The organism is Sulfuricella sp. (assembly GCF_035531155.1).
Taxonomy (GTDB): Bacteria; Pseudomonadota; Gammaproteobacteria; order Burkholderiales; family Sulfuricellaceae; genus Sulfuricella.
Window position 1 is genome coordinate 87,382 of sequence record NZ_DATKTK010000004.1, and the last position, 22,193, is coordinate 109,574.

Consider the following 22,193-nt stretch of genomic DNA (forward strand, 5'->3'; position numbering starts at 1 on the left):
CGGACATTAACCTCCGATTAACTGTTTTAAAGGAACCCGAAAATGTCCCACAACTGCGCCAACATCATCTCCCCCGACATGCGCTACCCGTTCGATGCTCGCGGCGTTGCCAAGCGCTTCCGCCATGCCGCCATCTTCGGCGCGCTGGATTCGCTGCATCCGGGCGAAACCATGCGCTTCGTCAACGACCACGACCCGCTACCGCTGCTGGCGCAATTGATGGAGCGCTACGATGACGCCATCGAGATCAATTACGTGGCCCGCGAACCCGGCCAGATCGTGATCGACTTCGCCCGCAAGTAATAGTCAGCTGGCATGCTGGCTGCACTGGCACTGACGGCGCTGGCAAGCTTCGCCGGCGCCGTTTTCCTGGCATGGTCCCAGCCCCTGCCTCCAGCCGCCCACATCCACCTCGCCCTGGCCGCGGGCGTCATGCCGCTGATCTTGGGCGCAATGAGCCATTTCGTGCCGGTGCTGACGCGCAGCGGGGCGCCCGCCAGCGGCGTGCAATTGGTCCCCTTGCTGGCGCTGGCAGCTGGGGCGCTGGCCGTTTTCTCCTTTATCGCACCCAACCAGGCTTATTATTTCGCCGCACTGCTCGCGCTCGCCGCTGCGGCCGCGTTTGCCGGCTGGATCGTCAAGCGCGGCAGGTCGGCTCTGGGCAAACCCCATCCCTGCCTGTACTGGTACCTCGCCGCGATCGCCTGCCTGATGCTGGCGCTGGCGGCAGTGGCCGCAATGGCGTTGTGGCCGGAGCAGCGGCTGGCACTGAAGCGGCTGCATCTCCATCTCAACACCCTGGGTTTCATTGGGCTGACCGCCATCGCCACCCTGCAGGTGCTGATGCCCACGGCAGTCGGGCGGCCAGATCCGCAGGCTGCAACCCGGTTGCGTCAGGATTTGAAGTGGGCGCTAGGCGGCACGCTGCTGATCGCCGTCGGGACTGCCTGGCTCACGCCGCTGGCATGGCTGGGCACGCTGTTGTGGGCGCTGCCGGTATTGCGGCTGGGTCGGGCCTGGCTCACGCTGTATCGCGCTGAAATTCGGCGTATGCACGGCGCAGCGCCCTCGCTCGCTGCGGCCTTGGCTGGATTTTCCGCCACCCTGGTGTTCGGGATCCTGCACGCTGCTGGCGTACTCCTCCCTAGCGATAGCGCCCATGCCTTCATCCTCGCCTTCCTGTTCCCGCTGGTGACCGGCGCGGTCAGCCAGTTGCTGCCGGTATGGCTAAAACCCGGCCCACAAACCGTCTGGCATGGGCGAATCCGGCAACGACTGCAGTGGGGCGGCGGGATACGCGGCCTGATGTTTCTTGGCGGCGGTCTGCTCCTTGCCAGCGGCTGGCGCGGCGGGATGATACTGGCTGTGGCAGCGCTTGCACTGTTCCTGCTGCAGCTAATCGGCGCGGCCAAAACCATGCTTAACCGGGGCGACTGATTGGAGCATCACATGCGTTCATAAGTGGCAACCTTATCCACCAAGGCCACAAAATTCAGATAGCATCGCAGCATGAATTTTAAGCGGGATTAAGGTCAATCCTGACGTAGACCAATGGTTGCTCGCGGCTGAAATGAATGATTCCGTTGTGCCAAATTGCAGACTTGCGCCAATAACTCGATGCACTTGTCGGAAAATTTTACACTAGCAGAATGCGATCCTCAGCCCATTCGGCGCGTATGTGCCAATAGTTGCCTCCTCCTTAAGTCATCTGGCCAACTAACCGACAGGCAGCTAACAGCGTACGTTGGTGCGCCATCAATCGCGGAAATCCTGAATGGGGTCGCTGGAAACATAGAAGAATCAAGCCTCCGTGAACAGCCAGTACCCGGCCTTGAGTTTTTTGCCCGAAGAGTCGACGCAACGGACGCGGGCGCGTGTCGGATATTCTTACACTATAGGAATTCAAAATCTCTAACCAAGTGCTGTTAAACAAAATTAACACTTTTTTCAATAACCTATAAACAAATTCAGCGCATGGTACGCTATTTGCTATGATTGCTTGTAGGCTACTTGCCCTTAACCGTTGCAGGGAGAATTTCAATGAACATAATAATAAAACTGGCGCTAGCCGTCACCAGCATCTGCCTCCTCGCAGTTGCTCCGGCAGCTCAGGCCGTGTCTGTGCCATTTTCAATTACCACTGCGACAGCGGATATGGTGTGGATAGTAATGAGAACAGCCCTACGCTACTCGATGTCCGTTTCACCAATTCATTTTCCGCTCAAAGCTTCTCACTTAACGCAATAAACGACTCATCCTCTTTCGGCATTGGTACGGTCGACTTCCGTGAGTCAAACGCCCACGGTGGAATAACTGGCAATGAAACTGACGACCTCGGTGTAACTTGGACTTTTACTTTCACCAACCCATTGGCGGCAGGTCAAGTCCTATCCGCTACCGCTACCGCCACCGTCGGCGCAATTAACGATCCAGGTGCCCCTTCTGCGGTCGATTACCTGCTTGATTGGAGCCCGGTGACGGTCAATTTCGGGACAGGCGGTCAATTCAGCATCAGCTTGAACGATCTGTCGTTTAGTCAAACTGGCGCTAGCAATGGCACTGACGCCAAAACGCAAACAGCAACCATAACACTGCTTGCGGCGGGTCAGGACCCTGCTCAACCAGTTCCCGTTCAAGCAGTTCCCGAACCTGGCTCGATGGCCCTGATTGGCCTTGGTCTGGCTGGTCTTGGCCTGGCACGGCGCAAACGCACCAGTTAAGCGCTATCAACTGTCAGCAAGCAACAACGGTGATCTGCGCACCGCTGTTGCTTTTGTGGCTCACATCAGCACAAAGCGTAAGGCGCCGGGTATAAGCCAAGAGCAATCCAGATAACTCATCACTCCACCAATGGAACACACCCGACCCTCAAAAGACACCGATTGACTTCTATTCGCTCGGAACCGGCAATAATTTAAGTCTACCCCGGATGGCTTGAGCGGGTTGGTAACGGAAGATCGTCGCTGATGCCAGTAAAAATCAGCCTAAGAAATTCCGACGCCTGAGCTTATCAGCATGCGAATGTCTCTAGGGAAGTCCTTGCAAAGAGAATAGGTCGAAACCAGCCTGTCGGTCCAGTCCAACTTGTCCATAAAAGTAATTGGCGGAGGCAAATCTTTTTGCCGCGTGAGAATGCAATGGCACGCGGAAATCAATCAGGCCAGCGCAGCTTTTAGATTTGCTCTACTCTGCGGCCTCCGCATTCTCTGCGTTTCTGTTGCCTTTCTATAACTCGTACACCTCACCCACCCCCGTACCGGCAATCCGGTCGTAGTAGCGCGCGCGGTAAAGCAGGCGACGGTGGGTCTCATCATCGCTGAAACCGGCCCGGTCATGCAGCACGTTGTTGCAGATCAGGCCCATCCCCGGCTCCAGGCGGGCGCGATAAATGTAGGGCAAATCGCTGTCCAGCAGCTTCCCCAGGAAAGCCACCGCCGCCAGCGTCGCGGCATCCTGCTTCCACGCGATACTGCGGATGCGGGCGGTGTAACGCATGTGCAGATCGCCGCTTGACGGGTGTACTGAAAACACCGGGCCGGTCTCGTCCGGCCGCGCCACGCCATCTTCCTCGACCCGAGCCGGAATGGTCATGGCATCCGGCTGCATCAGGGCCCGAATCAGATCAGGGTTCTCGTCGCGCATCAGCAGATAGGCGATTTCATGATCCATCAAGGCATTCTCGCCGCCCTGCGCAGCACTCTGCACGCAGTGCAAAATCATGCCGCGTATCTGCCGTTCCGGCCGATTGTAGTAGCCGTCGGTATGCCATTTGATCGGGCGGTTGGTATAAGGAATGTAAGCCTGACGCGGCGCGCTCTCCACCACCTTGAGCGAGGTCACCCCGTCTTCATCCGCCAGCATGTTGCTGTCCAGCCGCTCCAGACCGAGCCGCCGCCCCAATAGCCGCGGAATATCCTTGTCCGGATCGGCACCCGTCCTGCCGGCATAGATCGCCATGTTGGTCTTGCGGCAGGCCTGCAGGATCGCCGCGTATTCGGCCTGGGTTGGTTTGCGCGGATCGCCGACCTCGACGATCAGTTGCGCCGCACTGGTCGGATAATTTTCAAGTTTTCGGCTGCGCCATGCCTGATAGGCGCTTTCGTTTTCGAGCAAAAATGGGCTTTGCATGATTCCCCTCAAGTTGGCGACGGCTCAACCTTTGACGCCAGTTTAGCGTTCTGTTGATAGATCCGGAAAGCGTACAGCAGATTGACCTCCAACAATATCATGGAAGTGCCGAACAGCAACGCCGCCAGGTAAATCAGCGGCGGCCAGAACGCGGACAAAACCAGCATGGGCACCGCGGCGAAATGCAGCCACATCTGCCGGCGCATTCCCGGCTCAGGCATGATCAGCTTCATGTTCGGCACCCTGACTACACCCATCAGCAGGCTTTGCAGGTGAAACCAGATCAGGAACGGCACGATTTTATACAACATACCGTTGACCACCGACACTGCAAAACCGGCAATAAACAGAAATGCCAGCGCGAAGTTGTCGCCTTGCACTCTATCCAATACAGGAAGGACCTGCCCGGCAATGCCCAGCGCCAAAGCAAGCAGCAGACACACCATGCCGAAACGCCAGAACAGCAGCGTCACATCCGACTGCTTGCGGCGTCGCTGTAACTGAAGGCGCAAAGTAACCGCCGCATACACCGTGAAACCGATTGCGGCGGCTATGCCCACCGCCAGCATCGCCGGTTCCTGTACTCCCTCAGGCAACATTTGGACGGCCGACCACAGCAGCAAAAGCGCAAATAGCGCCGTCGTCAGCCAACGCGTCAGCGGCTTGGGGTAGGAAGGAGTGAGCTGGAACATCGGCACCACCTGGAAGGAAACGCCTGCCACCAGCAACCCGACCCACCCCAGCAGGCCCCAGGTCAAGTGAAGATTGGTCAGTCGCACCCGCTCGATCAGCCACCAATCCCAGCCATAATTGCTGGCCAGAGTCAGCCCGATGGCTGCGGTGACCACCAGTGCGCCGACTGCAAAGCGCATCCCAACCACAGTCGGGTTGTTTGAAGACGCCCGTTTCAGGCTTAGGCCCACGGCGGCGACAAACACCGCAAGGCCGCTACCCAGCAGTAACATTGCGAGACGCATCGGCCAATACATGCCGGAGAGAAAACCGCCCGCCAGTAGAAGCACGCCCGGCAGCAGCAAAACATGGACGGCGCGAGCCACGCCCACCGGATGGGCAACCGGCGAACCGGCCACTACCGGCAGCATCTGCATCATGGCGCCAACCATCGCCATGCCAAGAAAACCGAGCGTCATCAAATGCGTCAGCGCCAGCACCGACGGCTGCCAGCGGCTGTCCATCAGGGAAGGGCCGTACCACAGTGCAAGCAGGGCGGCCAACAGGCCGAAAAGCGGGGCGCTCAGAAAAAAACGGAACGGCACCCGGATCGGCGGCGCCTGACTGAAGGAGAGACCGGCCGGCAAGCTCATTCTTGCAGGCCGTATGGCGCAGCCGCCGCATCCCCCCTGCGCCAGATCAGAATCTCGTGATGATCTTCCGATTTGGCTTCGGCCAGATGGTTAAAACCCCGTTTCGACAGCAGTGGGTACAGCAAGCATGGCTCGCGATGATGGATCATGCGCACACGTTCGCCCGGTTGCAGCGTGGCGATAGCATCCAGCACCCTTTCCAGCGGCTCGGGCGGCTCCAGTCCGCGAACATCCAATACGCGCTCCTGACTCATCACCGTTTCGCCCGCTACGCGCCTACAGCACGCATCTGTTGCAGCACTTCTTCCATTTCACCTGCCAGTGCCCGGTCGGCCATGAGATAGAGCATCTGCTCTTCCTTCATGTTGTGCTGCTGCATCATCACCAGCAGCGTCTCAGCCTGACCCAAGAATTCGTCCCGGTCCTGTTGCTTCACTGCATCGGCCATTTCATCGAACAATTCGCGCATCTGGACGTGCTCCATCCGCATCACCTGGGTCGGCCCCATGCTCATGCCGGTGCACTCCTCGAAAGCGGGAAACAATACTTCTTCCTCCATCTTGAAATGATGGTGCATGGAATCGAGAAAGGCCTGCAAATCGGCAGCGATCGTGCCCCAATCCTGGCCGGAAGCGGCAGCTTCCGCCTGCGAGAATAATTCGTCGCAGCGATGGTGGTCGCTGGTCATATAACTACTGATGGTGTCCATGATAATCCTGTGAGCCAAATTTAATGTTACAAAAATGAAATTATATCAGGCCGGAGACAACTGATGATCATACGATCACATGCAAACTCATGCCCGCCATTGAATTGAATAAAACCCCACTTCAATCAGGGTGAAAACCCGCGACAGTAGGCGCTCTCATTCTTGTTTAAGCGCTTCTCGGAATCCTTGACCTAGATCAAGGTTGGTTTCTTCCCTATCCACTAAATTGCAGTCTGCGCCGTAAAGGATAGCAGAGCCGTCTTCGTTTCAAGCAGGATAATAGACCAAACCAACTACCAGGCTATTTAAAGGGGGACCATTTAAAAAGGGGCCATGCAAAAAATGTATGCGCAATACATGATTAAATGATTAAATAAATTAAGAAGCGAAAAGAAGCTTTCTTGTATTAACTTTAGGAGGTAAACATGAGCCAAGCATTTACCAAGTCAATGGCGCGAAACATTTTCTTCGGGGGAACAACATTCTTTTTCCTGCTCCTCGTCGCCCTGACTTTCGACACCATGCAGGTCCTGCCGAAACGCGACCACCGGGAAAATCTCACTCCCGCAGTGGAACGCGGCAAGATGGTATGGGAAAAGAACAACTGTATCGGTTGCCACACGCTGCTCGGTGAAGGCGCCTACTACGCACCCGAGCTTGGCAATGTCTACGCACGACGTGGTGGCGGTGAATTCATCAAGGCGTGGATCAAGAGCCGCCCCGCCGAAGGCACACCAGGCAACCGTCGCCAGATGCCACAATTCAACCTGACCGATCAGGAACTGGATGACATGGTCGCATTCCTGAAATGGACCGGCGAAATCAACACCGCCAAATGGCCACCGAACATCGAAGGTTAATTTCGGCCACCCTGATTTCTTAAAGGTTTAGGAGGAAAACTATGCAATATCAATCTCAGGCGGTAGCGAAGCCCTACTTTATCGCTGCCATTGGCCTATTTGTCGGACAGATCCTGTTCGGTCTGATCATGGGCCTGCAATACGTAATGGGAGACTTTCTGTTCCCGGCCATTCCCTTCAACGTCGCCCGCATGGTGCACACCAACTTGTTGATCGTGTGGCTGCTGTTCGGCTTCATGGGTGCGGCCTACTACATCATCCCGGAAGAATCGGAAAGAGAGTTGTTCAGTCCCAAGCTGGCGCTGCTCATGTTCTGGATTTTCCTGGTCGCTGGCGCACTGACCATCGTCGGTTACCTGTTGGTACCTTACGCCGCTCTGGCAAAGATGACCTTCAACGACCTGTGGCCGACGATGGGACGCGAGTTCCTGGAACAGCCACTACCCACCAAACTGGGTATCGTGGTCGTGGCACTGGTCTTCCTCTTCAACATCACCATGACCATCCTGAAGGGCCGCAAGACCTCGATCAGCCTGGTACTGCTGATGGGCTTGTGGGGCCTGGCGGTGTTCTTCCTGTTCTCCTTCTACAACCCCTCCAATTTGGTGCTGGATAAATTCTTCTGGTGGTGGACCGTGCACCTCTGGGTGGAAGGCGTATGGGAACTGATCCTCGGCGCGCTGCTGGCCTTCGTGCTGATCAAGGTTACCGGTGTCGACCGTGAAATCATCGAGAAGTGGCTGTATCTGATCATTGCCATGACCCTGATCACCGGCATCGTCGGCATGGGCCACCACTACTTCTGGATCGGCACGCCTGAGTACTGGCAGTGGTTCGGTTCGGTGTTCTCCGCACTGGAGCCGATCCCCTTCTTCATGATGACCGTGTTCGCGTTCAACATGGTGAATCGTCGTCGCCGCGAGCATCCCAACAAGGCTGCCACGCTTTGGGCGCTGGGCACTGGCGTGATGTCGTTCCTGGGTGCCGGCGTGTGGGGCTTCCTGCACACCCTGGCTCCAGTGAACTTCTACACTCACGGCACCCAGATTACTGCTGCCCACGGCCACATAGCTTTCTACGGCGCGTATGTAATGGTGGTGCTGACCATCATTTCCTACGCCATGCCGATGATGCGCGGACGTGCCGCCAACAGCGAAAAGTCCCAGGTACTGGAAATGTGGTCGTTCTGGCTGATGACCATCTCTATCGTGTTCATCACCCTGTTCCTGACCGCCGCCGGCATCCTGCAAGTGTGGCTGCAGCGCGTCTCCACCGCACCGCTCGGCTTCATGGCGGCGCAGGAGCAGATCTCGCTGTTCTACTGGATGCGTGAGTTCACAGGCCTGGTCTTCTTGACCGGCCTGACTCTCTACATCATCAGTTTCTTTGTTGGAGGCAAAAGCAAGGAAGTCGCTTAAAGCCTGAAAGGGAGGGGTTCGCCCCTCCCTTTTTTAACTTCAAATACCAGACTGTTTTAATAGGCTATTATCCCCGGACGGCAAGCGCTAGAATGTCGCGTTTTGCGCCACACCGGTTATTCCAATTCCGAATAAACAGGAAAACAAGGCGCCAGAACCAGGCAACCAAGGCGGTACCTACGTACAGCGATCATATTTATTCGGAATCGGAATCAAACATCAATGTCTACACAAACTCATGCCCTGGATAGCCACATGCCCGGCACGCCACCAGGAGACCTGGCAATCTGGCTGTTCATTTTTGCCGAGCTGCTGGCATTCGGCATATTTTTTCTTTCTTACGCTTTTGCCCGCGCCCACAATGTCGAGCTATTCAACGAATCGCAACAACACCTCAATCGCGAATCCGGCGCCGTCAATACCGTGGTCCTGATCACCAGCAGCTATTTCGTGGTGCGTGCCGTTGCCGCCATCCGCGAAGGACTGTCGCGCCAGTGCGCCCACTGGCTGAGTGCGGCCATCGGCCTGGGCGGCGTGTTTCTGGTCATCAAATTGTTCGAGTTCCAGGCCAAATTTTCGGCGGGAATCTCGCTCAGCACCAATACCTTCTACATGTTCTACCTGTCGCTCACCATCTTCCACTTCATGCACGTCATCCTCGGCATGGTGATCCTGGCGGCAGTGATGCTGAAGGCGCGGCGCGGAGGCTACAGCGCAGAGCACCACACCGGCGTCGAGACCGGCGCTTCCTACTGGCACATGGTAGACCTTCTGTGGATCATCCTGTTTCCCCTGGTTTACATCATTCGTTAAGGCGCTCATGAACAACATCGAAAACCAACGCAGCCAGTTCATCCGTCCCTGCACCCGCGTCTGGCTAGGGCTGCTGGCGCTGACCAGCGTCACCTACGGCATCGGCAGGATGGAACTGGGCGGCACACAGATCGTGATGCTGGTACTGATCATCACCTTCATCAAGGGCGAAATGGTCGCCGGCTTCTTCATGGGCCTGCGCAAGACCAGCCTGCTGTGGCGCGCCATCATGGCGTCCTGGCTGGTAATAGTCGGCGGCGGCATCGCCATCGCTTACCTGGTCGGACTTAATTAACTGCAACCAACTCGCCCACCCTCGTCGAATTGAAAGTGTAATCATGAGCAACGCACCGTTCTACAAACCGCACAGCAACGAAATCGAATTGTTCGAACACGCATATCGCAACCAGTTGCCACTGCTGATCAAGGGGCCGACAGGCTGCGGCAAGACCCGGTTTGTCGCGCACATGGCGGCCAAGCTCAACCGGCCGCTGTACACCGTGGCCTGCCACGACGACCTGACTGCCGCCGACCTGGTCGGCCGCCATCTGATCGGCGACGGTCTCACCTACTGGAGCGACGGCCCGTTGTCGCGCGCAGTGCGCGAAGGCGGCATTTGTTACCTGGACGAGGTGGTAGAGGCACGCAAGGACACGACAGTCGTCCTGCACCCCCTCTCCGACGATCGGCGCATCCTGCCGATCGAGCGCACCGGTGAAATTTTGCAGGCGCCGCCGGAGTTCATGCTGGTGGTGTCGTACAACCCCGGCTACCAGAACTTTTTGAAAGGGATGAAGCCGAGCACGCGCCAGCGCTTCGTTTCCCTGCGCTTCGATTTTCCCGAGAGCGCGCTGGAGCAGGAAATCCTGATCGGCGAGACTGGCGCCGACGCGATGCTGGCGAAGCGCCTGGTTAACCTCGCCAACGCCCTGCGCGCGCTCAAGGAGCACGACCTGGAAGAGGCCGCCAGCACGCGCCTGCTGGTCTATGCCGCGACACTGATCGGCAGTGGCTTCGACCCGGTGGATGCGTGCCGTGCAGCAATGGTGGAAACCCTGACTGACGACGAAGAAACCGCCGACGCATTGATGGAAATCGTCCATGCCAGTTTCGGCAGATAGCGAACAGGAAATCCCCGGCCAGTCCCAAGCGGTCTGGGCGGAAGTTCTGTATCTGAGCAACCTGCTGATTGCACCGGGACTGGCCTTTGCCGTCCTGCTCTGGCTGTATTTCAAGCGCAGCGCAAATACGCCTGCGCTCGCCCTCTGCCACCTGCGCCAGGCCATCAGCGCCAGCATCTGGGCCGGCGCCCTGCTGGTGATCGCCAACCTGCTCATCATCCTGCTCGGCGGCTATGCAGCGCCGAAAACCTGGGTCATCGTAATCATCTACTTCACCACCTGCCATTCCACCCTGGTACTGCTTGGCGTGCTCGGCCTGGCCAAGGCGATGGCGGGGCAGAAGTATGTTTATCCGCTAGTAGGAAGACCCTGTGAGTAACACTCAGCAAAAACGATTATGGTTCCAGGCCGGATTCTTCATCCTGTTCGTGATGGCACCGATATTCGACCTGTTCCGCTTCGACCTCAACGTCAAACATTTCTTTTTTCTCGGCTTCAATTGGACACTGGGACTGGATGACCTTCTTGCCCAAAAAATCAGCGCCGGCGAAGCGGCGCTTAACATCGTCCTGCGCGGCGGCCTGCCGATCCTCGGCGTGATCGGCACCGGCATCTGGATCTCGTGGAAATACGGCCGCCTCTACTGCGGCTGGCTGTGCCCGCATTTTTCGGTGGTGGAAACCATTAACAGCGTGCTGCGCCGCGCCATCGGCAAGCAGAGCCTCTGGGACAAGCACCCTCTGCCGGAACGCAATGCCGACGGCAGCATCACCAAGGCCAATCCCCTGTACTGGCTGGTGGTGGTGCCGCTGGCGCTGGCCTTCGCCTTCACCTGGGCAGTGGCGCTGCTCACCTACCTGCTGCCACCGGCCGAAATCTACGGCAACCTGTGGCACGGCGAATTGACCGGCAACCAGGCGCGCTTCATCGGCGTCGGTTCTTTCCTGTTCTTCATCGAGTTCATGTTCGCGCGCCACCTGTTCTGCCGCTACGCCTGCGCCGTCGGGCTATTCCAGTCGTTGGCCTGGATGGGCAACCGCAAGGCGATGGTGATCGGCTTCGACCGCAAGCGCGCGGAATCCTGTGTCGACTGCAACGCCGCCTGCGACAACGTCTGCCCGATGCGCATCAAACCCCGCTCGATCAAGCGCCACATGTTCACCTGCACCCAGTGCGGCCAGTGCGCCAATGCCTGTTCCCAAGTACAGGTCAACAACCCCAGGGGCACGCTGTTGAAATGGGTGGAAGATGAATGCGCCCTCGACAAGTCTGCGCGTGATTTCGGCCATCACGAAAGCATTCCATCCCACTGCTTCGGGTCAAACCTTGGGCCGGAAATCAAGACGATCACCTCTTTACGCGGTGAAATAGCGAAGTAACGATTTCGCGTTGAAGGGGACCTCATGAAACGCCACTCCGCCTTGCAATCTCTCTCCCGCGAACATCACGGCGCATTGGTCCTGGCACTGGCATGCACGCGTGCGGCAAGTTCCGGCAGCAATGAGAAAATCCACGCGGCCTGTGAACGGGTGGCTCGTCAATTCGAAACCGATTTGGAGCCGCACTTCCGCCAAGAGGAGGATGCTCTGCTCCCCCTGCTGCGGAATGCCGGTCAGGACGCACTGGTTCGCCGCACGCTGGATGACCATGCCTGCCTGCGCGCCATGGCGAATGCGCTGTGCAGCCGCGATCCAGCCTGTCTGGGCGAATTTGGCAAGACTCTGTCCGACCACGTCCGCTTCGAGGAGCAGGGACTGTTTCCGATCGCCGAACAGGTGGTGCCGACTGAACTGCTCAATGCTGCCCTGGGCGCTGACTGAAAGCGGGGTGATTCAGCCGTGATTCTGCTTAAGCCGCTTCCATAAACTAGTACGTGACATGCCCAATCTGCGTGCGGCTTCAGCCTTGTTTCCTCCCGTTTCGGCAAGCACGCGGGCAATGACTTCCATTTCGTTTTCAGTCTGCTGGGGACGGCGGTAATAGGGTCGCACCAGCATTGGTTCGGGTGATCTTGCGACCGGTGAGGGTTGAGATACCAATTGGACCTCCGGCGGAAGGTGCGGCAGCAGGATGTTCGGGCCATCCGCATTCACTACCGCATATTCAAGCGCATTGAACAGCTGCCTGATATTTCCGGGCCAATCGTAGGCTTCCAGGGCAAGCAACGTTTCGTGGGCAAGCCTCATGTTGTCCCGCTTGTACCTGTTTCCCAGATCATTAAGCAGCTTATTGGCGAGCATGGCAATGTCTTCTTTGCGGTCACGCAGCGCCGGGATATGCAAAGGGAGGACGCGCAATCGGTAATAGAGGTCTTCGCGAAATTCCCCGCGCTCAACCATTGCGGTCAGATTCCGGTGCGTAGCCGCGATGACGCGAACATCGACCGGACGGGCGTGATTTTCGCCCAACCTCACCACCTCCCGCTCCTGCAGTACACGTAACAATTTCACTTGAGTGCCCAGCGGAATTTCGCCGATTTCGTCCAGTAGCAAGGTCCCCCCCTCTGCGGCTTCGAAACGACCAATTTTTGCCAATGTCGCGCCAGTAAAAGCGCCCTTGGAATAGCCGAACAGTTCTGATTCAAGGAGGTTTTCTGGTAGCGAGGCACAGTGCACAGGAACATAAGGCCCTTTGCAACGATCCGAATTGTCATGCAGCGCCTTGGCGACCAATTCCTTTCCAGTTCCGCTCTCGCCCGTCAGCAGCACGCTGGCATCGCTCGGGGCTGACCGCAGAATTTGCGAATACAGTTTCTGCATCGCGGGGCTATGGCCGACCATGCTGCCGAGTTGCATGCGTTCTGTCACTTCCTGCTCCAGTTCCACCTCGTGCGAGCGGTCGCGCAAAATGATCGCGCAATACAACGGCAGACTCTCCGCCGGCGGGAGCAATATGGCCCACATTCGCAGAAATACAGAAGTATCGTCCGGCCGCTGCAGCACGATATTCTGAATAATATCGCTTGCATTCCAGTCGGGAGTCAGCGCGCAGCTCCCCCGTTTTTCGCAAGCCTGTGCGCACTCTGTCCCCTTAAAAATGCTGGGGCATAGCAGATTAACCAGGTTCTCATCTTCGTGCCCGATCATCTGCGTTGCGGCCCGGTTAACCGCCACCACCTTCCGGTTCTTGTCCAGAAACAGCACCCCTTCTTCCAGGCTATCCAGAAACAGCTTCAGCATGGGAATCGTCATCATAGTTAACACCTGTACGTTCACAATAAACGTCACTCTATATGTTTACTGTGAACTATTGCAAGTTTTATTCTTGGCGGAAAACTATAATAACCTACAAAAACAGCATGATGAGATTCTGGCACGGTTTTAGCTAATAGGTAACTGCGGTTTACGATACACCAGGTAAACACGATTTTTTTAAAACCAACGAAAGGAAATCATCATGAAAAGCAAATTTGCATGGACCTTAACCGTGGCATTTGTCGGCCTTGCCGCCCTATCAGCGAAGTCCGCCTATAGCGATGGCTTATCCTGCTCTGACTGGAGCTTCAATACATCGGGCTGCTCGGCGCATATCGAAAAAACAAGCCAGGCGCCCGCCAGCGCAACGGCTCAGGGCAACAAGCAGCAACTGGCCTCCTGCTCTGACTGGAGCTTTAACACCCCGGGTTGTTCGGCTAACATTGAGAGAACGAACTCGGCTCCCGCCAGCGTAGCCGCCCAAGCCAACAAGCAGCAACTGGCCTGCTCCGACTGGAGCTTCAACACCCCGGGTTGCTCGGCTCACATTAATTAATCCTGCTTCGGAAGCATCGAGTTAAGCCATCCATCCCTCCTTCCCCCGGGGATGGGTGGCTGTTACTTTGACTCAAAGCCAGTTTAGTTATGTAAATGGAAACGATCATGCTCACCGAGAAAGAAGTTCGAACTGTTCTGCGTGGCGTTATCGACCCGGAAATCGGGATGAATATCGTCGATCTGGGCCTGGTGTACGGCGTGGAAATTTCGGATAACAGGCTGCATGTCGATCTGACCATGACCACGCCGGCTTGCCCGATGGGGGAGATGATACTCGATGATGTCCATGAAGCGCTGGCAGCGCTGGCGCCAACCGATGTCGAAATCGACATCAACCTGGTATGGGATCCCCCGTGGAGCCCGGACAAGATGAGCGAGCACGCACGCAAACATTTAGGCTGGAGTTAAACCCACCTCAAACCACAGGAGATTCATCATGACGACTGCAACCACCAACACCACCGTCGACGTCCGCACCATTGCCCCGCGCGACCGCCATCCGCTGATTTTCGGCACCTTCTCCAATCTGGCTCAGGATGAAGCCCTGCTCCTGGTCAACGACCACGATCCCAAACCGCTCTATTACCAGTTCCAGGCCGAGCATGGCGGCGAGTTCAGCTGGGAGTATCTGGAAGAAGGCCCCGATGTATGGAAAGTGCGTATCGGCCGCGTCGCGGCCTGCTGTTCTTGATCTGAGAAAAGCCATGCGACCCGGCGACCTGGGCGTTCCGTTCCGGCTGCCACTCCTGATTCTGGGATTCGCCTCCCTGACATCGGGGGTGTTGGCCGGCCTCGCGCGGTTGGGCTGGAGCGTACCGCTTCCCTCGGCACAACTGGCCTTGTTGCACGGGCCGCTGATGGTGTCAGGCTTTCTCGGCACCGTCATCGGGCTGGAGCGAGCCGTTGCCATGGGACGCCGCTGGGCCTATGCCGGGCCACTTCTGACCGGGCTGGGCGGTGCTGCCATCCTGCTCGGCTTTCCCTCTTCCATCGGCGCGACGGCCATCGCGCTGGGCAGCGCAGTGCTACTCGCCGGGACTTTCCTGATCATGCTGCGCCAGCATGAACTATTCATGGTCACCATGGTGCTGGGTGCATTGAGCTGGCTAGCAGGCAACCTGATGTGGCTGGCAGGCACCCCGGTGCCGGAGGTGGTGACGCTGTGGGTCAACTTCCTGATACTGACCATCGCCGGCGAACGGCTGGAACTATCCCGCTTCCTGCCCCCATCGCCCGTTGCCAAACGCGTCTTTGCGGCCATCCTAGCAACACTTTTGGCGGGCAGTTTCTTCAGCGGAACCGGCGCCGGCATCGTCCTGTATGGTGCCGGGCTGCTCGGACTGGCTTTGTGGCTGCTACGCCAGGACATCGCACGGCGCACGGTAAAAGAGCATGGTTTGACCCGCTTCATTGCCGTCTGCCTGCTCTCCGGCTACGCCTGGCTTGCCGTCGGCAGCATTACGCTGCTCGCTGCCGGCAGCCTGACCGGAGCGGCTTACGATGCGGTGCTGCATGCCATCCTGGTCGGCTTCGTGTTCTCGATGGTATTCGGCCACGCGCCGGTGATATTCCCTGCCGTGGTGCGGGTCAAGATGCCTTATCACTGGACATTCTACCTGCCGCTGCTGGCGCTGCATGCGTCGCTACTGGTGCGTCTCGCCGGCGATGGGCTGGCGCTGCCCGATCTGCGCAGCCTCGGCGGATTGTTGAACGCAGCGGCGCTGGCGCTGTTCATTTTGAGTACTGCCAGCAGCGTGATCCGCGGCTTCGGCATCAGGAAAGGGAACCTGTAATACCACACCTGCCCACGCCATCCGCTTTGCTCATTCCGGCTGGAACGGGATGAAACTGACAGATAAAGGTCAAGGAGAATGAAATGTTTTGCACTACACTGAAAAAAAAGCTGGCACAGCTGCAGGCGGAAAATGCCAGCTTGCGGGTAGAAAAATCCGAACTTCAAAGCGGCCTGAAGCAGGCCGAAAGCCGTACGGCAATGCTTGAATCCGAAGCGGCACGGTTGCGCAGCAAGCAGACCCTCTATCAGGGGATGTTCGCCAGCCTGTCAAACTTCGGCAAGTCTCTGGACGATATCCGCCAATCCTTCTTCGGCCTCGCCGGCACACTCAACCAGGAAAAGGGATCAGCGGTGGCGGCAGCCGCAGAGTCAGACAGCAACCGCCTGGCATTCGAGAAAATCGCCGACAATCTCAAGGTCATGTTCGGCAAGATCCGCGACATCGCCGCCAGTGTCGACAGCCTCAACCAGCGTGCCGGCCAGATCGGCGGCATCGTCCAGTTGATCAAGGAAATCGCCGACCAGACCAACCTGCTTGCCCTCAATGCGGCCATCGAAGCAGCGCGGGCGGGCGAACAGGGGCGCGGCTTCGCGGTAGTGGCGGACGAGGTGAGGAAGCTCGCCGAGCGCACAGCCAAGGCAACCACCGAGATCGCCATCCTGGTCACCTCGATTCAGGGCGAGACCCAGCAGGCCAAGGCCACCATGGAAGTGGGCGCGGAAGACGCCAGTCTCTACAGCAGCGAAAGCGAATCGGCAGTGCAGGGCATGAAGCGGCTGCTTGCTCTATCGCACCAGATGGAATATGCCATTGCCAACGCTGCCCTGCTGGCCAACGTCGAACTGGCCAACATCGAGGAGCTGTCCCTCAAGCTGGAGGTTTACAAGGTGTTCATGGGCGAGTCCCAGATCAAGTCGGACGACCTGCCGGACTACACTGCCTGCCGCCTCGGCCAATGGTATTACGACGGTGAGGGGAAAGCCTATTTTTCCAGGCTGCCCAGCTACCGGAAAATGGAAGAGCCGCACAAGGCGGTGCACATCAACGCCAAGAAAGCGGTCGAGCTTTATTACGCCGGCGACTATGCCGGCGCCCTCGACGCCTTGGCCGCAATGGAAAAAGCCAACCTGACCGTGATGGCGGGCATGGGGCAGATGCTGCAGGGCAGCGGCGAACTCAAGAAGGCCGCGTAGATTATTTATGCGAAATTCAATCGACATGGCCGAAACCGTGGCTCGGGAAACGGGCATCAATGCCGCCGAGATGAATGCCAGCTTTCCCCTTCAACCGATAATGGAGCTGACCATGACCAATGAGGACCAAGGCGATTTATTACACCAAATCCGCGAAAGCCTGGAACGGATTTATGCCGAGGAAAGCCCGGAGAAAAAACGCATACGGCAAATGAATAGAGAGCAAGTCGATATTGCAGGCTCGGGGGAGTGGGACGACCCATACGGCAGGCCGGCGCCTCGAAAAAAGCAGTGAATTAGGGCCACCCAGTTGGCGCTCGGTGCGATCATTTCGGCTGACCGATGGAAGCAGAAATGCTCACCCGTCTCCGGGCAGCGCTGAAGAGTCTTTACCAAGCAAACAAGCCGCTGTTGTTGTGTTGTAAAGCACCTGATCGGCATAGACTGTCACCATCCGCATCGAGGAGGGGTCAGGATGAAAGGGAAGCGCTTTTTCAGCTATGAATGGGATGCCATCGCCGGAGTGCTGGCGGCGGTGGCGGCAATCGTACTGCATTTGCTGCACATCGTGGACGAGCACGTCATCATGCCCATTGTGCTCGTCCTGATGGCGCTCCTGTTCATCAACTTCATGCGCCACGAGCGCAACAATGAGCGTACTGCCGGGCAGGTGGAACAGATCCAGAGAATGGCGGCGAAGATCAAATCATCCCTGACCATTCCAGACGTAGTACTGATCGGCCCACGCCAACTGCGTGAAGCAAACGAGCAGTTCGCACGCAACATGAGCGGGGAGGTGATATTGTTCAATGTCTGTCTGTCAATGTACCGGACACAGATGCTTTTCGATATGCTGCTGCGCCCTGCAATCGAGAACTCTCAAGTAACTTCCATCCATTTCGTCCTCGATGAAAACCAGAAAGAGTTGTGGCAAACTGAGGTTCTGCAGAAGATCACTGCCTGTAATGATGGCAGCAAGGTGCGGGAACCCCGTTGGTGCAATCTCAACAAGAACCTGTCTTTCATCCTCGCCGACACCCAGCCCGAAGGGGCAACCGAAGCCCTGCTGAGTTTCTGGGGTGAGCCGTTTATGGCCCAGTCCACTGAACAGAACGTTCCGCGCTATATTTTTCATGTCCAGGCGCATTCTGAACTGCTGCCCCATTTCGTCGAACTGGAGCGGAACTGCCGCATGCGCGGTTAAGCAAGGCAGCATGAAAGGCACGCCCGACTTCTTGACGCAGAGCAAGGCCGAACAAAAAAAACGGCGTAAACTATCGCATTTATCCTCACCCGGCAACCGGACATGGAAGAAACAGTCGGCGCCCTCTGGCACAAGCTGATCACCGGCGCGGCGGAGAAGCGCTATCCGCAGGAAGCAGTGACGCTCGAGGGTATCAGCAAGACCGCCGGCATCTTCTTCCGCGCCCTCGGCGGCGATAGCGGCCTCAGCGTCAGGGCAACCGGTGCGACCGAACATGGCGCGCGCCGCAGCCTGCTGCAGCGCATTGCCGGCAGCGGCGAAAGAACCGAGCTGACCTGGCTCGACGAAGATACCCTGCGCCTGCCCGCGGTACTCGACATCCTGCCGCAGCGCAGCCTCAACCGTGATCTCTACCTGTGGCTGATTGCGCTGGCGGCAGTGGATAAACCTGACACACCATCCTGGGTGGTGCGCAGCCAGCAGGCGACCTTGACGGTATTCGACCGCTTCCCCGGCATCCGCTCGCGCTATCAGCGTCTGCTCGATGCCACGCTGGCACTGCGCCCCGACCCGGCCAAGCTGCCGGAAGATGAAGCCGCCATGGAACAGGCCATCCGCGCCGCGCTGGCCAACCCGGGCAGCGTGGACAAGCTGCCGCGCGCCAGCCGGCCGCCGCATCCAGTACACCTGTGGCTGCACCCCAACCCGCCACGAACATTGCCGATTCAGACCGGCAACCCCGCTCCCTCCGGCGAGCCGCAGCAGGAAGGCGACGGCAACAGCAAGAAAATCGACGACACCCAGCGCCGTCAGGCCGAACGGGTGGACATGCCGGACAACAAGAACCCGTTCATCCTGTTCTTCCGCGCCGAAAGCATTTTCAGCTGGGCCGAATACATCAAGGCCAACCGTCCCACCGAGGATAACAGCGACCCCGGCGCCGACCCGGCCGTCGATGACCTCAACCACCTGAGCGTGGCACAGGACGGCAAAAGCGTCGCCTCGCGCCTCAGGTTCGACCTCGACCTGCCTTCCGCGGCACAGGACGACATGCCGCTTGGGCAAGGCATCCGGCTGCCGGAGTGGCACTACAAGAAGCAGATCCTGCAACCCAACCACTGCCGCCTGCAGCCGATGATCGCGCGCGCAGCGCCGCCCTGTACCCTGCCTCACCACCTCGCGGCCACCGCGCGCCGCATCCGCAGCCAGTTCGAGGCGCTGACCCCGGCGCGAGTGTGGGTCAGGGGCCAGTTCGACGGCACCGAGCCCGACCTCGATGCCTGCGTCCAGTTCACCGCCGACCGCCTCACCGGCCACGCCGCCGAGCGCGGCCTGTACCGCGCCCACCACTACCGCGACCGCGACCTGGCCTGTCTAATGCTGGCCGACCTGTCGCTCTCCACCGATGCCTGGGTCAGCGATACCGCCCGCGTCATCGATGTCATCCGCGACAGCCTGTTCCTGTTCGCCGAAGCGCTCTCCGCCACCGGCGACCGTTTCAGCCTGTACGGCTTTTCCTCGCTCAAGCGCGACAACGTGCGCTTTCACGTCCTCAAGGAATTCGGCGAGAAATACAACGCCGGCGTGCGCGGCCGCATCGCCGCCATCAAGCCGGGCTACTACACCCGCATGGGTGCCGCCATCCGCCACGCCAGCCAGCTTCTGGCGAAACAGCAGGCAACGCAAAGGATTTTGTTCATCCTCACCGACGGCAAACCCAACGACCTCGACCAGTACGAGGGGCGCTACGGCATCGAAGACACCCGCGTCGCCTTGCTCGAAGCGCGCCAGATGGGGCTGCGTCCGTTCTGCGTCACGATCGACGAAAAGGCCGGCAGCTATCTGCCGCACTTGTTCGGCATCGGCGGATATGTTGTAATCAGGAAACCCTCTGAACTTCCGAAACAGCTGCCGCTGCTGTATGCGCAGCTGACCCGCTAACCCACCGAACCCTCCATGCACCTGACGCGCTACACCGACTATTCCCTGCGAACGCTGATCTATCTCGGCATGAGACCGGAAAAGCTCGCCACCATCAGCGAAATAGCCGCCTATCACGACATCTCGCGCAACCACCTGATGAAGGTGGTGCACCAGCTCGGCGCAAACGGCTATATCGACACCCTGCGCGGCAAGGGCGGCGGCATCAAACTGGCGCGCCCGCCGGAGCAGATCGTGGTGGGTGACGTGGTGCGCAGCATGGAAGAGAACATGGACATCGTCGCCTGCTTCCAGCCCGACTTCAGCGCCTGCGTCCTGGCTCCCGCCTGCCGCCTGAAAACTGCCATGAACGAAGCCCTGCACAGTTTCCTTGCGACGCTGGATCTGTACACCCTGGCCGATTTGATCGGTGAACCACAGAAAGACACGAAATTAAGATGACCGAAGACCGGCTGATCGATATCGAAATCAAACTCTCCCATCAGGAAGATGCGGTCGAAGAGTTGAACAAGGTGGTCTGCCAGCAACAGAAAAAGATCGACCACCTGGAAGCAATTTGCGAAGCGCTGATCCGGCACGTCAAGGAATTATCGGACAGCGCAGCCGAACCGCGTTCGACGAATGAAACCCCTCCCCATTACTAGCCCGGCTGCCCATCCGAGCGTGGCCGCCAATACTTGGGCGCATATTTGACGAACCAGGGAACAAAGCAGGCGAGCCAGACCACAGCGGCAAGCAGGTAGAAGTGGCCTGCCGCCGCCCCAGCCAGCGGCAGGTCACCGCCGATGCGAGCCAGCGCGGCAAGCTGGAACCCCCAGAACAATACCCAAGTGGCGCTATCCGCGTCGAGTTCCGCACCGGAATGGCCCAGCGTGACGCGCGAGGCCATACCCAGTACCATTGAGCCGAACATGCCGATGGTCAGGGCATGTAACGGCGCGAAACCCAGCATGCTGACACCAGCCAGCAGCGCAAGGCTCTGCACAGCATACAGCGCCAGTGCGATAGAGACCCAGGCAAAACCGACGTGCAGCACCGCCAACAAACGCACTTCGAAGCTGCGGCGCAGCTGCCAGTGCCCGCTCAAATACATCGCCTGCGCCAGCAGGGGCAGGTCGAACAGCCACAACCAGGCGTTCCAGCCCAGAATTTCCAGCATGCCGTGACCATAAGCGCACACCAGCATCACACCGAGCGCGCCTGTGGGCCGGACGATTTGATAGTTGTCCAGCACCCGGCTGGAGAAGAACGGAATCATGCGGTGGCCGACGGTGAAGAAGATCGGCAGCAGCAAGAACCACACTCCGGCCTTGAGGGAAAACACCGCGAACAGGGCGTTACCGGTCACCAGCCAGAGCAGGTAGGCAAGTAGTCCGAGCCAGCCCATGCCGAGGGCGACGCTGGTAATTCTGGGGTGCAGCTTGTCAGGGTGGCGGGCGGTGATCAGCACGTCGAGCAGAGCATGAAAAGCGATACCCCAGCCGGCGAGCATCAGTACCAGCGCGACGATCAGCAGCCCTTTTCCAGCCAGCAGACCGAGGTAGAACAGCAGCACGCCGCACGCCAGCAGCAGGAAAGCCGGCACATAGCGGCGCGGCGGCACCTTGGTACCGTTCATCCAGCTGGGATAGACGGTCATGAGGAAGCCGAAGATGAAAAACGGGAAGAACCCGTAAATCATCAGGAAGCCGTGCGCCCAGGTAGCCGGAATCGCCCAGATCGGCGGTAGCCATGCTGAAGTATAGCGGCCGATCAACTCGATCAGCCACCAGGCGATAACGGCCAGCCCCTGTACCGCACCAGCCAGGAACATCATGCGATGGGGCGCGGCGGAAAACGTGCGCCAGGCAGTATTAACTTGTGACATGTGATTCCATTTCTAGATCAAAAAAACACTAACCGCAAAGGACGCAAAGGGACGCGAAGGAAAAGC

Annotated in this window: 27 protein-coding genes; 21 read left to right on the forward strand and 6 right to left on the reverse strand. The window is 58.3% G+C overall.

All coding sequences use genetic code 11. The features are described 5' to 3' along the window. The first annotated feature begins 42 nt into the window (after positions 1-42). From VMV64_RS01525 to VMV64_RS01535, 3 genes are all read left to right on the forward strand, one after another. Positions 43-303, forward strand: coding sequence for a DUF2249 domain-containing protein (locus VMV64_RS01525; RefSeq protein ID WP_325328180.1), 261 nt, complete (start codon positions 43-45; stop codon positions 301-303). Between the two features lie 12 nt (positions 304-315). Further along, entirely contained in the window at positions 316-1,437 is a 1,122-nt protein-coding gene (locus VMV64_RS01530; RefSeq protein WP_325328181.1) for a hypothetical protein, read from the forward strand. A gap of 722 nt (positions 1,438-2,159) precedes the next feature. Then, entirely contained in the window at positions 2,160-2,720 is a 561-nt protein-coding gene (locus VMV64_RS01535) for a PEP-CTERM sorting domain-containing protein (protein WP_325328182.1), read from the forward strand. Positions 2,721-3,225: 505 nt separating this feature from the next. Here the strand turns inward: VMV64_RS01535 and VMV64_RS01540 are convergent. From VMV64_RS01540 to VMV64_RS01555, 4 genes are read right to left on the reverse strand one after another with little or no spacing between them, the layout of a single operon-like run. Then, the gene (locus VMV64_RS01540; RefSeq protein WP_325328183.1) at positions 3,226-4,128 is read right to left on the reverse strand and encodes a TauD/TfdA family dioxygenase; all 903 of its coding nucleotides are present in this window, start codon (positions 4,126-4,128) and stop codon (positions 3,226-3,228) included. A gap of 8 nt (positions 4,129-4,136) precedes the next feature. Beyond that, positions 4,137-5,453: a hypothetical protein gene (locus VMV64_RS01545; RefSeq protein WP_325328184.1), complete on the reverse strand. Its 1,317-nt coding sequence runs from the start codon at positions 5,451-5,453 to the stop codon at positions 4,137-4,139. Beyond that, positions 5,450-5,707, reverse strand: a complete 258-nt coding sequence (locus VMV64_RS01550) for a DUF2249 domain-containing protein (protein WP_325328185.1) — start codon at positions 5,705-5,707, stop codon at positions 5,450-5,452. The genes VMV64_RS01545 and VMV64_RS01550 overlap by 4 nt, the downstream gene beginning before the upstream one ends. A 14-nt stretch (positions 5,708-5,721) precedes the next feature. Further along, on the reverse strand, positions 5,722-6,162 hold the full coding sequence (locus tag VMV64_RS01555; protein WP_325328186.1) for a hemerythrin domain-containing protein: 441 nt from the start codon (positions 6,160-6,162) through the stop codon (positions 5,722-5,724). Between the two features lie 425 nt (positions 6,163-6,587). On the opposite strand from VMV64_RS01555, the gene VMV64_RS01560 reads away from it, so the two are divergent. From VMV64_RS01560 to VMV64_RS01595, 8 genes are all read left to right on the forward strand, one after another. Next, on the forward strand, positions 6,588-7,022 hold the full coding sequence (locus VMV64_RS01560; protein WP_325328187.1) for a cytochrome c: 435 nt from the start codon (positions 6,588-6,590) through the stop codon (positions 7,020-7,022). Between the two features lie 41 nt (positions 7,023-7,063). After that, positions 7,064-8,440 (forward strand): cbb3-type cytochrome c oxidase subunit I, encoded by a 1,377-nt coding sequence (locus VMV64_RS01565; RefSeq protein WP_325328188.1) that lies wholly within the window; start codon positions 7,064-7,066, stop codon positions 8,438-8,440. 222 nt (positions 8,441-8,662) lie between these two features. Then, positions 8,663-9,253, forward strand: a complete 591-nt coding sequence (locus VMV64_RS01570) for a cytochrome c oxidase subunit 3 family protein (protein ID WP_325328189.1) — start codon at positions 8,663-8,665, stop codon at positions 9,251-9,253. Between the two features lie 7 nt (positions 9,254-9,260). Further along, positions 9,261-9,548, forward strand: a complete 288-nt coding sequence (locus VMV64_RS01575) for a cytochrome C oxidase subunit IV family protein (RefSeq protein WP_325328190.1) — start codon at positions 9,261-9,263, stop codon at positions 9,546-9,548. A gap of 43 nt (positions 9,549-9,591) precedes the next feature. Continuing rightward, positions 9,592-10,374, forward strand: coding sequence for a CbbQ/NirQ/NorQ/GpvN family protein (locus VMV64_RS01580; RefSeq protein WP_325328191.1), 783 nt, complete (start codon positions 9,592-9,594; stop codon positions 10,372-10,374). Next, positions 10,355-10,753, forward strand: a complete 399-nt coding sequence (locus tag VMV64_RS01585; protein WP_325328192.1) for a hypothetical protein — start codon at positions 10,355-10,357, stop codon at positions 10,751-10,753. The genes VMV64_RS01580 and VMV64_RS01585 overlap by 20 nt, the downstream gene beginning before the upstream one ends. Further along, entirely contained in the window at positions 10,746-11,753 is a 1,008-nt protein-coding gene (locus VMV64_RS01590; protein ID WP_325328193.1) for a 4Fe-4S binding protein, read from the forward strand. The genes VMV64_RS01585 and VMV64_RS01590 overlap by 8 nt, the downstream gene beginning before the upstream one ends. Before the next feature lie 24 nt (positions 11,754-11,777). Continuing rightward, a complete protein-coding gene (locus VMV64_RS01595) occupies positions 11,778-12,194 on the forward strand; it encodes a hemerythrin domain-containing protein (RefSeq protein ID WP_325328194.1) in 417 nt (138 codons plus the stop codon). A 12-nt stretch (positions 12,195-12,206) separates the two neighbouring features. On the opposite strand, the gene VMV64_RS01600 is transcribed toward VMV64_RS01595, so the two are convergent. After that, on the reverse strand, positions 12,207-13,601 hold the full coding sequence (locus tag VMV64_RS01600) for a sigma-54 interaction domain-containing protein (RefSeq protein ID WP_325328195.1): 1,395 nt from the start codon (positions 13,599-13,601) through the stop codon (positions 12,207-12,209). A gap of 169 nt (positions 13,602-13,770) precedes the next feature. Here VMV64_RS01600 and VMV64_RS01605 point away from each other — a divergent pair, with 169 nt between their 5' ends. The 10 genes from VMV64_RS01605 to VMV64_RS01650 all read left to right on the forward strand — a co-directional run bounded on the left by VMV64_RS01605 (position 13,771) and on the right by VMV64_RS01650 (position 20,904). Beyond that, positions 13,771-14,124 (forward strand): hypothetical protein, encoded by a 354-nt coding sequence (locus VMV64_RS01605; protein ID WP_325328196.1) that lies wholly within the window; start codon positions 13,771-13,773, stop codon positions 14,122-14,124. A gap of 107 nt (positions 14,125-14,231) precedes the next feature. Beyond that, positions 14,232-14,534 (forward strand): metal-sulfur cluster assembly factor, encoded by a 303-nt coding sequence (locus tag VMV64_RS01610; protein WP_325328197.1) that lies wholly within the window; start codon positions 14,232-14,234, stop codon positions 14,532-14,534. 28 nt (positions 14,535-14,562) lie between these two features. Further along, positions 14,563-14,817, forward strand: coding sequence for a DUF2249 domain-containing protein (locus VMV64_RS01615; RefSeq protein WP_325328198.1), 255 nt, complete (start codon positions 14,563-14,565; stop codon positions 14,815-14,817). Positions 14,818-14,830: 13 nt separating this feature from the next. Then, positions 14,831-15,919 (forward strand): hypothetical protein, encoded by a 1,089-nt coding sequence (locus VMV64_RS01620; RefSeq protein WP_325328199.1) that lies wholly within the window; start codon positions 14,831-14,833, stop codon positions 15,917-15,919. An 83-nt stretch (positions 15,920-16,002) separates the two neighbouring features. Further along, positions 16,003-17,115: a methyl-accepting chemotaxis protein gene (locus VMV64_RS01625; protein WP_325328200.1), complete on the forward strand. Its 1,113-nt coding sequence runs from the start codon at positions 16,003-16,005 to the stop codon at positions 17,113-17,115. A 25-nt stretch (positions 17,116-17,140) separates the two neighbouring features. Next, positions 17,141-17,410: a hypothetical protein gene (locus VMV64_RS01630; protein ID WP_325328201.1), complete on the forward strand. Its 270-nt coding sequence runs from the start codon at positions 17,141-17,143 to the stop codon at positions 17,408-17,410. A 180-nt stretch (positions 17,411-17,590) separates the two neighbouring features. After that, the gene (locus VMV64_RS01635) at positions 17,591-18,319 is read left to right on the forward strand and encodes a hypothetical protein (RefSeq protein WP_325328202.1); all 729 of its coding nucleotides are present in this window, start codon (positions 17,591-17,593) and stop codon (positions 18,317-18,319) included. Positions 18,320-18,421: 102 nt separating this feature from the next. After that, complete coding sequence (locus tag VMV64_RS01640) at positions 18,422-20,260, forward strand: nitric oxide reductase activation protein NorD (RefSeq protein ID WP_325328203.1); 1,839 nt, start codon at positions 18,422-18,424, stop codon at positions 20,258-20,260. Positions 20,261-20,275: 15 nt separating this feature from the next. Then, entirely contained in the window at positions 20,276-20,701 is a 426-nt protein-coding gene (locus VMV64_RS01645; protein ID WP_325328204.1) for an Rrf2 family transcriptional regulator, read from the forward strand. Beyond that, positions 20,698-20,904: a SlyX family protein gene (locus tag VMV64_RS01650; protein WP_325328205.1), complete on the forward strand. Its 207-nt coding sequence runs from the start codon at positions 20,698-20,700 to the stop codon at positions 20,902-20,904. Before VMV64_RS01645 ends, VMV64_RS01650 begins: the two co-directional genes overlap by 4 nt. Here VMV64_RS01650 and VMV64_RS01655 read toward each other — a convergent pair. Beyond that, entirely contained in the window at positions 20,901-22,127 is a 1,227-nt protein-coding gene (locus tag VMV64_RS01655; protein WP_325328206.1) for an NnrS family protein, read from the reverse strand. The two genes, VMV64_RS01650 and VMV64_RS01655, sit on opposite strands and share 4 nt — an antisense overlap. Between the last annotated feature and the right edge of the window lie 66 nt (positions 22,128-22,193).